The 12,548-nt window shown below is 66.8% G+C and carries 9 protein-coding genes; 3 read left to right on the plus strand and 6 right to left on the minus strand.

Annotated elements, in window-relative coordinates; translation table 11 throughout:
• Window positions 1–270 precede the first annotated feature (270 nt).
• Entirely contained in the window at window positions 271–429 is a 159-nt protein-coding gene (locus ACIBF5_RS31155; RefSeq protein ID WP_396816464.1) for a hypothetical protein, read from the plus strand.
• Between the two features lie 267 nt (window positions 430–696).
• On the plus strand, window positions 697–1,698 hold the full coding sequence (locus ACIBF5_RS31160; RefSeq protein ID WP_396816465.1) for a hypothetical protein: 1,002 nt from the start codon (window positions 697–699) through the stop codon (window positions 1,696–1,698).
• Between the two features lie 1,408 nt (window positions 1,699–3,106).
• Here the strand turns inward: ACIBF5_RS31160 and ACIBF5_RS31165 are convergent.
• The 5 genes from ACIBF5_RS31165 to ACIBF5_RS31185 form a co-directional block, all read right to left on the minus strand.
• Complete coding sequence (locus ACIBF5_RS31165; RefSeq protein WP_396816466.1) at window positions 3,107–6,010, minus strand: PQQ-dependent sugar dehydrogenase; 2,904 nt, start codon at window positions 6,008–6,010, stop codon at window positions 3,107–3,109.
• Between the two features lie 47 nt (window positions 6,011–6,057).
• On the minus strand, window positions 6,058–6,267 hold the full coding sequence (locus tag ACIBF5_RS31170) for a hypothetical protein (protein WP_396816467.1): 210 nt from the start codon (window positions 6,265–6,267) through the stop codon (window positions 6,058–6,060).
• Between the two features lie 427 nt (window positions 6,268–6,694).
• On the minus strand, window positions 6,695–8,692 hold the full coding sequence (locus tag ACIBF5_RS31175) for a hypothetical protein (RefSeq protein ID WP_396816468.1): 1,998 nt from the start codon (window positions 8,690–8,692) through the stop codon (window positions 6,695–6,697).
• On the minus strand, window positions 8,689–9,849 hold the full coding sequence (locus ACIBF5_RS31180; protein ID WP_396816469.1) for a purine phosphorylase: 1,161 nt from the start codon (window positions 9,847–9,849) through the stop codon (window positions 8,689–8,691). The genes ACIBF5_RS31175 and ACIBF5_RS31180 overlap by 4 nt, the downstream gene beginning before the upstream one ends.
• Window positions 9,849–10,580 (minus strand): NUDIX domain-containing protein, encoded by a 732-nt coding sequence (locus ACIBF5_RS31185; protein ID WP_396816470.1) that lies wholly within the window; start codon window positions 10,578–10,580, stop codon window positions 9,849–9,851. Before ACIBF5_RS31185 ends, ACIBF5_RS31180 begins: the two co-directional genes overlap by 1 nt.
• A gap of 220 nt (window positions 10,581–10,800) precedes the next feature.
• Between ACIBF5_RS31185 and ACIBF5_RS31190 the strand changes: the two genes are divergently transcribed.
• Window positions 10,801–10,983: a hypothetical protein gene (locus tag ACIBF5_RS31190; protein WP_396816471.1), complete on the plus strand. Its 183-nt coding sequence runs from the start codon at window positions 10,801–10,803 to the stop codon at window positions 10,981–10,983.
• A gap of 75 nt (window positions 10,984–11,058) precedes the next feature.
• Here the strand turns inward: ACIBF5_RS31190 and ACIBF5_RS31195 are convergent, their stop codons facing one another.
• Entirely contained in the window at window positions 11,059–12,159 is a 1,101-nt protein-coding gene (locus tag ACIBF5_RS31195) for a hypothetical protein (protein WP_396816472.1), read from the minus strand.
• Between the last annotated feature and the right edge of the window lie 389 nt (window positions 12,160–12,548).

The following is a 12,548-nucleotide window of genomic DNA, read 5'->3' on the forward strand; positions in this document are numbered from 1 at the left end:
TCCCCCCCCCCCCCCCTTCTTGTTTTTCCCCCGCGTGTTGGGGGGGGGGGGGGGGGGCGGCCCGGGCGGGGGGGGGGGGGGGGGGCGGGGGGGGGGGGCCCCCCCCCCCCGACTCTGCTCCTCCCCGCCAGTGTCGTAGCGGCAGTGGCCTTCGACCACCCGGCCGGATCTCCACGTTGTTGTCCTCGCGCCGGTATCGGACGTACACCCGTTACCTAGCGAACCACACCGAGCCGAGTGCTATAGATCTTGGATGGTCAGGCGCGTCCGATGTGGATGCTGTTGCCGCTGCGACGGGCCGACGCACTCCGCGCCGGACCCCGGCCTGGTGACGTCGTGCTGATCAAGGCCGCGCACGCGGTCGGCATTCAAGCGCTCGCACGCCACCTCATCGAGCAGGAGCAGGTCACCGCCTTACGGCGGGCGTGACGTCGATTCGGGTTCCGGCGAGTGGTAGGGCCAAGGAAGAGACCGCACCCCCGCCACAGCCGAGGGCGAACGGCGGCTGGCCAGGTCGCCGCGGACGCCACCTGGAGCCCCGGTGCTCGTTGAACCATGGGCAACAGGTTCGTTGGTCTCCGCCATCGCCACCGGCGATGGGCCGATGGCTGGAAGCGTGACGACTGGTGGGATACGGATCGCAACCAACGTCGTCGAGCTCAGACCAGTTGTGGCGTGTGCTGGTGAAGGAGTGACATGCGCGCGGTCGTCAAAGGGCTCACCATGCTGGCCGCCCTGGCCGTCATGGCCGCCTGCGAGGACACGGGCAGGATGTCCGAGCCATCCGCTGACAACATGCAGGGGCGACCCTTCGCGACGGTGACCGGCACTCCAGCGGTTCAATCGGCCTGGACCTCCTGCGAGACCGACGCACCCATGGAGATCGGCGGACCACCGTCGGACGCCCTCATCCTGCCGCGCCTCGACCCCGGTTTCGCGGCCACCGTCGCGGTCCACTGCCAACTCGAACCGAAACGACGCGCCGACCACGGGGAGGACCTGGTCCTGACCGAGGGCCGGGCCACCGACCTGACCGCACTGCTCGCCGCACTGCGGCTGCCCGACGAAACGAACATCCCCGACGCCTGCACCGCGGACATGCCCTGGGTGCCGAACCTGCTACTGCTCGACAACGACGGCCGCTGGATCCGACCGGGGCTCCCCACGACCGGCTGTGGGAAGGCACGCGTTGAGGTGGAGGAGGCCGTACGCGCCCTGCGGCTGACCACCGTCAAGGAGAAGGTCATACGCGAGACCTTGTCGTCCGGGGCCGCCATCTCCGGCTGTACCCAGGAGTGGAAGGACATGGTGGCCATCGAGACCAGTGGCCCGGCGCCCCGCGCGCTTCCGGGCCAGGTATCACTTCCTTTCGAGCCCACGTCGCAGATGCGTCTGTGTGTGTTCCGGGTACCGGCCGATCGTCAGGGAACACCCGATGTCGGCGGAACCTTCGACTACGGCCTACTCCTCCCGGAACAGCGACGCGAGGTCATCGTGCGGACGGTGACCTCGATGCCCCCGGCGCAGGAGTGCTCAAGCCCGGCAGACCGATTCGCCGTACTGCGGGCAGCCAACAACACCGGCGGCGAAATCTACGTCGAACTCGACCACTGCCGGCGAATCATGACAAGTCCGATGTCTAGCCCGCCGACCCTGGCCCAGGCCGACCACACGCTCATCGAACTACTCGGAAGCTGACCTCCGGAACCTGCCGGCTTGGCCGTGAACAATCACCACGCGAGCTTCCGTACAGGAAGTTCCCAAACGCCATGTGACCTGCGCATTCCATCAGGTGGCGATGCCGACTTTGAGTCGTTCGCACGATGGCGCACCTGCCGTGATGCCTGCGTTACATCTGGACAGTCATCTCGTTGAGAACGAGGATGGGTACGGGGCCGGCTGGCTGCCGACCCCGTACCAGTGCGGCTACCTCCGGTCGTCCTCCCCAAGCCAGAGATCGACCAGGCGTAGCAGGTGAGCGGTGGCCTTGGCCATCACGGCGAGGCCATCGCGACCACCTGACTGCAGGATCTCTGCCGCCAAGTCGCACGCGATGGCCGTCGCCTTAATGACCCCCCTCCGCCAGTACGCCGGTGGCTTCGGCGGCTGGTCGGAAGGGTTTTCTTCCTCGTGGGGGACATCGCCCCCGTTTTTCTTCTCGGGCATATACGACCCGAGAGGGTTTCCGAGGCTGTTCCCTTTCGCTCGGTCATTTCAACGCGAGAATGCGCGCCGAGATACTGCCACCGGCCGTCGTTACGCGAATCTTGCTCAGTAGGTGGCAATATGACTGTTCTCTCAAATGGCGTTACACCTGAGTAGTTGCGCCACACGAAAAGTTGCATGCCTATCGTTTCCGCTGGTCACGGCCTTGCCACAAATGACAGCGGGACGAGAACCGCGACATGCAGGACAGCGCCGGCATGGGCTTCGTCGCCAGGAGACGTCGAGATCCTTAGGCAAAACGGGCCCTACGGGCGACCAACACGGTACGAGCCGCAGCTCGCATGCGAAGCCAGGCTTGACATTTTGCTTGGTGGAAGTTCCACCGATCGCACGACAGGTGCGATACGGCACACATTCGGTGCGACGACCCGGAGTACACCAATGACGACAGCGCTAATCCGCCGAGCGGGCTCCCCCACCGCCACACTGACGGTATCAATCGTCAAGGGTCAGAAATCGCATCGGCGCGGTTTACCGGTGGCGACAGGTGGCTCGGAACCCGGCGCTGTCGTATCCCTTGTCGGCGAGCATGACCGGGAACCGTGGGCGCCCAGCCTGCGCCAGCAGATCATTCCAGAGCCGAAGCCCCACAGCTCGACGAGATCCCACTCGGCGTCGGTCAGGTCCGAGTCATACGTGCTGGTATCACATCACCGGCTGCCCCACCGGCGACTCGGACCAACCGCTCGATCGCGGCCTGGGCGGGCGACCGTCGCCTGACCACGGCCGGCGGGCCGGTACCCCGCCGACCGCCGCCGATCCTACCGGATCGGCGGCGGTCCGCCTTCTGTCGCGACCTCTCAGTCGTACCCGGTGCCCCGGCCGCACGCTGCGGCCCTCGGTCCGGGGCACACTCCCCAGTCGAGGCGAACAGGGACCGTTACGCCTGCGCCGCGGAGTTGCCCGCAAGCGTCGTCGTGGCCAGGTCATGCGCCAGGATCTCGGTTTCGACCTGGGCAACCGTTGAGCCGCTGCCTACTCCGGACAGCGTCGCCACGTCCAGTGCGTACAGCCGGAACTCGTAGAGATGATTCGCGCCGCCGGGGCAGGGACCGAAGTACTGCAGCGTCTGGTTGCCGCTGCCCGCGCCCTTCTGCTTGGCCGGCGACTGGTTGGGCACGTTGAACCCCAGACCGAGCCCCTCCGGCAGGAACGTCGTGGAGGCCGGGATGTCCCACATCACCCAGTGTTTGAAGGAGTTGGCCGTGTCGACGACCACGAGCGCGTAACTCTGTGGCGCGAGCGTGCCAGGACCCCAGGCCAGCGGTAGGGAGATGTCGTTGCCTGATGCCCCGTCCTGTTGACAGGTGTACCTGATCGGGATTGTGCCGTTGTTCGCGAACGCGGTGCTGGTCAGCGTGAACGGCGGAGCGGCGAACCGGAGCCGGACGATGCTGTTGTCCAGAACGTTCGGCGTACCACCGGACCTGTCGTTGTTCGTGGACGTGAGCCAGAGCCCCCCGTCGGGGGATTTCACCACGGTACGCAGACGCCCCCAGGTGCCATTGAAAAAGGCGCGCGGCGTGTCGGTGGTGTTACCCGTGATCTTCATGACCCACAGGCGCCCGCCACGCACGGCCGCCATGTAGATCCAGTCATTCACGATCTCAAGGCCACTGGGCGACGCCGACGCGGTGTCCCACTGGCGGACCGGGTTGGTCATGCCGGAAACACTGCAAGAGCCCTCGCAGGTCGGCCAGCCGTAGTTCCTGCCCGACTCGATGAGGTTGAGCTCGTCCCAGACGTTGTTGCCGAACTCCGATGACCAGAGGCGACCCTGCGAGTCCCACGCCAGCCCCTGCGGATTACGGTGGCCGTAGCTGTAGACCCGCGTCCCGAAGGGGTTGCCCGGGGCCGGGGCGCCGGTCGACGTCACACGAAGGATCTTCCCGTTGAGCGAGCTCAGGTTCTGTGCTCGGTTGGCGTCCTGTCCGTCGCCCGTGGCGATGTAGAGGAACCCGTCCGGGCCGAACTTGATCCGGCCACCGTTGTGGAAGGTGTTCTTGGCGATGCCGGTGACCAGTGCCTCACGAGGGCCGATCGTGCCGTTCTCGAACTTGAACCGGACGACGCGGTTGTCGCTCGCCGCGGTGTGCATGGCGTACACGTAGCGGTCGGTTGCGAAGTTCGGCGACGCCGCCAACCCCATCAGGCCGCCCTCGCCGCTGGTGGTGACCGCCTCAGTGATCCTCCCGACCACGGTCTTCTGCCCGCTCAGAGTCACCTGAACAATCTCGAACCGATCCCGCTCGGCCACCAGGGCGGTGTTGTCGGGGAGGAACGTTATCCCCCATGGCAGATCCATCTGGGTGTTGACGTTCCGGTCGAAGATCGGATCGCCACCGGTTGCCGAGGCGGTGGTCCGCACGGAGAGGCCCGCGCTGCGTGGCGACACGTTGCTGTTGGCGTCAAACGCCTCAACGCTGAAGACGTAGGTGGTGTTCGGAGTCAGGGCATCGGCGGTGGCGGTCAAGTCCGGCACGGTGGCGAACCTGACGCCGTCCCGGTACACGTGGTAACCGGTCACGCCGATGTTGTCGGTGCTGGCGTTCCAGGCCAGGCTCACGCTCGTACCGCTGACATTGCTGGTACGCAGATTGGCCGGTGTGGTCGGGGCCTGGATGTCGTCACTGGGTGGCGTGGTGAGACTGAGGTTGTTGCTGCCCTGCGACGGGTTACCACTGGTGTCGTAGGCGAGCACGCTCAGCACGTAGCTGGTGTTGGGTTGTAGGTCCACCGTGACCGCGGTGATGTTGCCACCGGCGGTCTTGATGACATTGCCACCGTTGTACACCTTGTACTGAGCGACCCCGACGTTGTCGGTTGACGCGTTCCAGGCGAGATCCACGCCGTAGGGCCGCACCTGACCGACGACACGAAGGTTACCTGGCGGGGTGGGTGGCTCGGCGTCGCTCGGCTGGGTGACCCGCAGCCGGTCGAGGTTCGGTCCGCCGTTGGCCGTTGTTGCCGTCGCCCGGATGGTGTTGGTTCCCGCAGTGAGGCTGAGCGTCAGGCTGACGTCGGCCCAGGTGTCCCAGGTGGGGGTCGACGGAAAGGCGAGTGCCGGGGCGGCCACGGCGCCGTTGACGGAGATGTCCATCGGACGGTTGACGCCCGAGCCGTGGGCGTGGCGGAAGGTGACCGGGTAGACGCCGGTCGCGCCGACGTTCACGGTGAACTGAACGTAGGAACCCACGACGTTGTCGCCGTTGACGAAGCCGGTGCCGGTGTAGCCGGCCCAGTTCGACTCCACCAGGCCGCGGGAGATGGTCGCGTTCTCGGCCTGGTAATCGGTGAAGATCTGCGGGGACTCGAATTCGAGGTAGTCAAGGTTGGGGCCGCCCGCAGCCGTGGTGCCGGTGATCCGGATCGTGTTGCTGCCGACGCTGATCGGCGCCGTCACGTTCTTGGTGACCCAGGTACCCCAGGCGCCGGTGCTCTCGAAGACGAGCCCGGGCGCGACAACGGTTCCGTTGACGGCGACATCCGCGGGGCGCCCGCCGGTTTGTCCGTTCGCGAAGCGGATGCCGAACGTGGCCGTGCCGGCGCTGGTGGAGTTCACGGTCCACTGGACATAGCTGCCGGCGACCGCATCGGTGTTCACAAAGCCGGTGCCGGAGAAGTTGGGATGGTTGGACTCCACCACCCCCTGCCCGATGGTCGCGTTCTCGGCTTCGTAGCGGACGGGTGCGGCAGCCGCCGGGCCGGCGTAGATCACGGCCGTGACGAGCAGCCCTGCGGTGAGCGTCCCGAGGATCTTCCTGCCTGTACGGTGCGTGAGCATGTCACCTCCACTAAATAGAAAACTTTACTTATAGAAGTAAGTGAATGTCATCGCACCCGGGCGGCGATGTCAATGGGGTGACGCGCCGGAAACCTGGCCGGCATCCAGCACCTCCCCAGGGAACCAAGAGCCCGGCCCCATGAGTCCGGGCCCTTGCCGGAGACGTTGACCTTCTTCCAGGTGGTTCCCTCGTTGAACGAGACCTCGGCGGTCAGCGCGGCACCGTCGACGGCACCGAACATGGTCCGTCTGCTCACGTCCCCGGCGTAGGTCGTACGGAGGGAAACCATCCGTCGCACCTGCGTCTGCCGGTCCCGCAACAACGCCTCGGCGCGGCGAGCCTCGACGTCCCCGTCCGGGGCTCCGCCCGACGAAGCCGGACACCTATCCGCCCATGAGGCTGTTATCGAACCCTGACTCGTGACGTGTCTGCTTCCGGAGAGCACGTCGCGCCAACCGTGGTCGCCAATACCAGGCGGAGCGCCGGATTCTTCCGTCCGGGCGTACCCTCGCGGTGACAGGTGAATGACCGTCTACGTCTCCCGAGCCTGGCAGCCCGTCCACCAGCTCTCGTCGGTTCGGCGCTCCCGCTGAGGGTCTCCACCAGCGCTCTGGTAGCTCAAGGCTGGACCGACTCTTCGCAGAATGCTGTTTCAGCGGGAGCGCCGACCGTGCGGCCAAGGATCAGCGCAGAAGGTTGCGTACGGCGGAGGTGAGCACGTCCATCCGGTGGCCGCCCCGCTGGTCCTCGTGTCTGATCCACTCCTTGCCCTCGGCGGCGATACCCTCCAGCACGTGCAGGGTGTTCCGGAGACCGCTGGCATCCAGCGTGGCCTCGGACAGATCACGTGAACTTTCACCCTGCTCCAGTTGCTCCGTGCGAGGCTCGTTCACCGGTACGCTGATCGGCGGGCCGTTGACCAACGTTAGTTCGAAGGTCTGCTGGTCGTTGTCCGCCTCACTCACCCGAACCGAGGCGATCGCGTCGAAGCGGTAGTTGGCCCGCTGCCGGTTATGGAAGCTCACCGCCTCGAAGTCGAGATCGGCGGTTACCTGGCGTACCCCGTCGGTGGTGAGCAGGAATACGAGCAGTCGGTATTTCGACCATCGCCAGGGCCCCTTCTTGACTCGCGCCTTCTTGCTCGATGCGGCGGGCGCCTCAAGGCATGCGTGGGCGATCACCTCGCTCGGGGCCAGTTTGTAGTGCCGCATCGCCTCATCGACGAGGGCTCGGCGGTCGAAGTCCAACCAGGCCGCCATCTCGGTGTCTTCGGGCTTGCGAGCCAGCTTCTTCTGCCACCGACGTAGTGCATCCCAGCTCTCCGCCAGCCGCTGTTGACTCTCGGCCTGCTCGGCCGCGAAACGCCTGTGCTCAAGCACGAGGTGCAACCAAGCGGTTGTGGCGATCCGGGCGCTCGCCAGGGCGAGGATCGTGGCGACCAGGCCGCCGAGCGGCCGGGCCTGCACCGCGCTCCCGATTGTCGAGACGCCGGCCAGCACAAGCGCCACGGAGCCGACGAGGAAACTCACCTTCGTCGCCACCGACACCCGGAACTGGCTGCGGTAGTTGACTAGTGTTCCGTTCCGCCACCGCACTGCCACATCGCTGACTCGATACCGGATCAACCAGTGGATTCTCGGGGCGGGGATTCGACTCTCCCGGTATCCGTCGACAATCTCGTCCCGGAGGCTCCGCCGAATCCCGGCGGTTTCGGACAGCCATAGCTGCTGGTCCACACCCCGCGGCGTGTACTTGGCGAAGTAGTAGGCGAACTTTCGGTCCACCGCGTTAGCGAAGCCGTCTCCGGGCGCTTGGGACGCTGGCTGTCGCGGCACCCAGTACTCCCGGTCCTTGGCGCGTATTCGTGCCGTGCGGGACCTCCACTCGAGCCCGGTGATCGCGCAGACCAGTCCGCCGGTGATGCTCAGCAGGTAGGTAAAGATGGCGGACGCGGTGCCCCCGTGAAGGATCAGCCAGCCGAGGTAGCCGACTGCCACGGCGAGTACGGTGGTGGCCGCCACGGCCCGAATCTGGTGCACCATTGTGATCATGGGCGGTGTGGGCTGTCGCACCCGGGGCGCGGCGGGTTCCGGTTCGAAGAACATCCAGGCCCGGTCCCTGCGGTCGTTGCTCACCCGATCCTGCCTGGCCTGGTCGTGCGCGCGGTCCCAGACCCGATCCTCGATCGGTCCGCTCAGGAAGAGCTCAAGATGCCTTGTGATCTTGTCTCGTTGGACCGGGCCGAGTTCGTCGAACTCCTTCATCACCGTGTCGAGATCCGAATCCGGCGTGCCCAGAGAGTCGAGCAGCCGGCCGATCATCCTCAGCCCTTCGGCCCACCTGTCATTGACCTGGGCGGGGTTCAGTTGTCGGGCTGAACCCAGCATGGCGAGGTCCGCCTCGGACAACTGGCGCAGCCTCCGGCCGCTCAGAATGGCCAGTAGCCAATGGAAGTGAACTTCACTGCTCACGTGGCCTTCGATGATGGCCTCGTGAATGAGCTTCCGGGCCTTCGCCGGCATGCCGCCGTCGAGATGGAGGACGCCCTTGCGGTACCTCTCCGCCGGCGAGGCGTCCGGCGCAACCTGATAGATGAGGTCGCCGTGTACGACGCCCGCTTGAACGCCGACGCTCGCCGAATCACGAGCGATGTTGGCCGAGGTCGGGTGTGGAGCGGTCATGATGTGCTCCCGGCCAAGGCAATGATGGCCGCCAGTTTGGCCGCCAGTTCCATCACATCTCCGGTCAGGCCACGCAGTCGCTTGAGCGCCACCATCAGCGCGCTCTTGCTCTGCGCGGTGCCGGCGGCCAGGGATTCGGTGACGACCTGAAGCTCCGCTTCCGCAGCCATGTACGTTGCCTCATCCAACCGCCCGGTCATCCGCATCTGCCGGAGCTGTTCGCGGAACCTGGCGACCTGCTCATTGAGGCTCGCCGGAGCCTCGGGCTCGGACGCGACCAGGATGTTGCCGTTGACCTGCCCGGCCTGTACGCCGACCCGGGCATTGCCGGTGGCACTGTTGCTGAAGGTCCCACTCATCGCCGTACCCCTCACCGTCTGGCGGCCTGCGGCCGGTCGACCGCCCTGCCCTTCCACAATCAGCGACTGGGCGAGGGCGGTAGCGAATGCCGCCGCGTTGGCCACCGCCCTCGGCTGCCAGTTCTCTCCATCCGTGACCGCCTTGGTGCCGTCAGCCCTGTCGCTGATGCCTCGCACCACGATCACCGGCAGCGACCCGTTCAGGTGCGCGGCCTGCGCCACGCCAGCGGCTTCCATCTCGATCGCCAGAGCGTCGTTGTAGTGCTGCCGCACCCACCGGGCATGATCGGAAACCCTTGAATTCTGGACGACCTCGCCAGCGGCAATCGGTCCGAACCGAACTGTCGGGACCGAGTCACCGTGCCCGAGGTGCCGCTTCCAGTCGCCCACCCGCTCTATGTGCCGGGCGACCTGGTCCGTAGCGTGCGAGATCTCCCAGACCCGGGGGCGAGCTTTCAGCCCGTCGTCCTCGCTGGTACCACCGTGGTACGCGTAGATGTGGGTAGCCACCACAACATCGCCGAGTGCAATGCTCGGTCGCAACGCACCGGCCACGCCCACGAACAGCAGGGCGGCCGGATCAAACTCGGCGATGGCCCGCTCGGCCAGCACGGCCGCGGGGTGATTCCCCTTGCCGACGAGTGCCAACGCCACCCGGCAGTTCCCTTCGGGGAGGCGTCCTACCTCGAACCGGGTGCCGGCCGGGTGCTGGTGCAGTCGTAGGTCGGTCAGTTTCTCCCGGACCGCCTGGTATTCCAGGTTGAGCGCCGTGAGGATTACCACCAGATCACCGTTCATCAGCCTGTTCCTCTCTCGTCCACAGACTCAGCGGGCCGGATCATCGGCGGGTACAACACGTTGCGCGGACCGGCCCGAAAGACCCGGGCTGGTCGCCCGGTCGTTGCCTTGCGTACTGGTCCATCCGCCACCACGAAGCCCTCTGTTCCCTGGACTTTCCGGTAGAAATTTCTTGGATCGAGCTGGACTCCCCACACCGATTCGTAGACCTGTTGCAGCTCGGCGAGGGTGAAGGTGGGTCCGCAGAATGCCGTGGCGAGTGCGGAGGTTTCGAGCTTTGCCCGGGCTCGCTCGACCCCGTCCACCACGATGTGCCGGTGGTCGAAGGCGAGGGCGAGACGCGAGGAGAGCACCAGTTCCACCGGCTGCCAGCAGGCGTCCGCCGCGTCCGTCCCGGCGGTCGGCTCCGGCAACCGGGGCGCGATCGCCAGATGGGCCACCGACACCACCCGGCCCCGGGGATCCCGCCCTGGAGTGCCGTACACACCCAACTGCTCCAGGTGCAGGGTGTCGGCATCAAGGCCGGCCTCCTCCGCCAACTCGCGACGGGCTGCCGCCACGATGTCCTCTTCCCGGTCGCGCAGGAAGCCGCCGGGCAGCGCCATGGCGCCAAGGAAAGGCTCAGAGCCACGTTCGACGAGAAGCACCTGCAGGCGTGAGTCGCGCAGCGTGAGGATCACCAAGTCGACGGTGAGCAGTACGCCTGACGTAATCCATCGATCCTTGGCCATACTCGCAGGTTAACAGCCTTCTTGTCACATTGACAGAAAGTGTGTTTGCGTGTCGGATGCCGGTCAGATCGTTGACTTCCATGAATTTGTCGTGCCTGCTCGCGTCAGCGCCACCTCGGACCGGCACATCCGGCGTGGCTGCGGTCCGCCGCTCACACGCGCCCCGAACGGCGCTCCCATCTCCGCCGCTGTCCAGCAGTAACTCCGAAACTCGACGGCCATGCCACGTCATCGTGAGCCCCCGTTCGTTGACCAGTCGCAGTCGCTGAACCTCGTCTTCGACCTCGACAGCGGCAGCCCTGTGAGCGTCGCGGTGGCGGCCAGTCGCGCCGACCCGCTGGTCTGCAGCGGTCACAAAGAGGGATCACTCCGACGCGACTCCTGTGCCCACGCGTACGCGTAATCAGCGTGGTTACGCCGACCCTTCCGGCAGGGTCGGCGGCGTCAGGCGGTCGCCGGTAGCCGGTAGCCGGCAGCGTCACCGGTAGCCGGCGGCGTCACCGGTAGCCGTGGCGTAGAGCACCGACAACGCCCGGTGCAGCGCCACCGCGTCGACCTCGGGTGGCAGATAGTCGTTGGCCCGGATCTCGTCAAGCAAGTCGGGGTCCGGCGCCAGACCGTAGCCACGCAGGTAGTAACTGGCCGCGTCAATCCAGATCCACCGCCCATCGGTCCGGATCACCGCCGGCACCACCTCGGGCCGCTCCGGATCGAGTACGTCCGGCGCGAGATCCGGCGCGATCAGCAGTGGTACGCCCCGGTCGAGGTAGTCCGCAACCCGATCCTGTTCGGCCTCGTCGAGCCGGGGATGCGTCGAGTCGAAGCCGGGCTCGGAGCCGGGATCGAAGGTGTCGAACACCTGCGCGACCAGGGGTACCACCGCCGGCGTGGCTGTCCAGAGCAGCGCGGAGAAGCCGAGCGAGGTCCGCTGATAGGCCGGGAGTGCGTCCGGGTCAAGGAAGGCTTCCACCTGCGGGTGGGTCTCCCCGGCGGCAGCGAGCGCGTTTTGGAGCCCGGCCGCCAGCCCGGGCAGGGACACCTCGTCGTCGGCCTGAAGCAGATACACCCGGCGGGACGGTGGCCACTCGGTGCCCATCGCAGGGAACCGCCAGACGCGCCAGAGCGCGCGAACCGGAGCCCTGGCGGCGAGGGCCGCCATCGCCGCGACGGCCGCGGCGTCGATCTCGTCCGGCCCACCCGGTCCGTCGTACGGGACGGTCAGGTCGAGGCTGTACGGAACAGCGGGGCCGTGCTCCTCCAGCACCTCGGGGCTGACCGGCGCCACTCCGTACAACGGTTGCGGGTCGGCATCGGAGCGTTCGAGGTCGGCCAGCGCCTCCACGTCCTCGCCGGCGGCGCGCAGCACGTCGGACAGCAGCGCCGCCTCGGCCTCGGTCACCGCGATCCGCGCGGCGAGCGCGGCGAAGACCACCGCCTGGGCGATCCCCACGAACTCGCCCTCGACCAGCCAGTGCCGGGCTTCGACAATCAGCTCGTCAGGCAACCGACCGGCCATGCGCAGCAACAACTGGTGAACGGCGGCGATCTGGTCCTGCCGGCCCTCGGCAACCTGGCTCATCGCAACGCTTGGTCCTTTCCTCGGCGCGTCGGTCGACGTCGGACCCGACCGAGGCCGCCGTTGACGGACGACGTTCGGCAGCGCACTTCGGTTCAATTTCCGTTAGGCGCGATCGTTGCCGCCCACACCCGGTGCCTCGCGTGGAAAGGTGCCCACGGGCGACGATCGGCGCACCATGCGCCACCCCGCCTGTTCCAGACCTGGTGCCGCACGGCGCCAGCGCATGCGCTGGCCGGTCACCCGCAAGACTCAACAGCACCAGCGCGGTCGCGCCATCAGCGCGCGCCGCACGAGGCAACTGCTGCCACGAACCGACCTGCGTCCAGCCGCGCCCTCCCAGCAGGTGCGCCCGTACACCAGCTACACCACCCCGGACAACTGACATCCCG

Origin of the sequence: Micromonospora sp. NPDC050417 (genome assembly GCF_044458865.1) — a bacterium.
Lineage (GTDB): Bacteria > Actinomycetota > Actinomycetes > Mycobacteriales > Micromonosporaceae > Micromonospora_G.

Coding starts and splice junctions, on each gene's coding strand:
- ACIBF5_RS31155 (WP_396816464.1), top strand. CDS start 271: ATGTGGATGCTGTTGCCGCTGCGACGGGCCGACGCACTCCGCGCCGGA.
- ACIBF5_RS31160 (WP_396816465.1), top strand. CDS start 697: ATGCGCGCGGTCGTCAAAGGGCTCACCATGCTGGCCGCCCTGGCCGTC.
- ACIBF5_RS31165 (WP_396816466.1), bottom strand. CDS start 6,010: ATGCTCACGCACCGTACAGGCAGGAAGATCCTCGGGACGCTCACCGCA.
- ACIBF5_RS31175 (WP_396816468.1), bottom strand. CDS start 8,692: ATGACCGCTCCACACCCGACCTCGGCCAACATCGCTCGTGATTCGGCG.
- ACIBF5_RS31180 (WP_396816469.1), bottom strand. CDS start 9,849: ATGAACGGTGATCTGGTGGTAATCCTCACGGCGCTCAACCTGGAATAC.
- ACIBF5_RS31185 (WP_396816470.1), bottom strand. CDS start 10,580: ATGGCCAAGGATCGATGGATTACGTCAGGCGTACTGCTCACCGTCGAC.
- ACIBF5_RS31190 (WP_396816471.1), top strand. CDS start 10,801: ATGCCACGTCATCGTGAGCCCCCGTTCGTTGACCAGTCGCAGTCGCTG.
- ACIBF5_RS31195 (WP_396816472.1), bottom strand. CDS start 12,159: ATGAGCCAGGTTGCCGAGGGCCGGCAGGACCAGATCGCCGCCGTTCAC.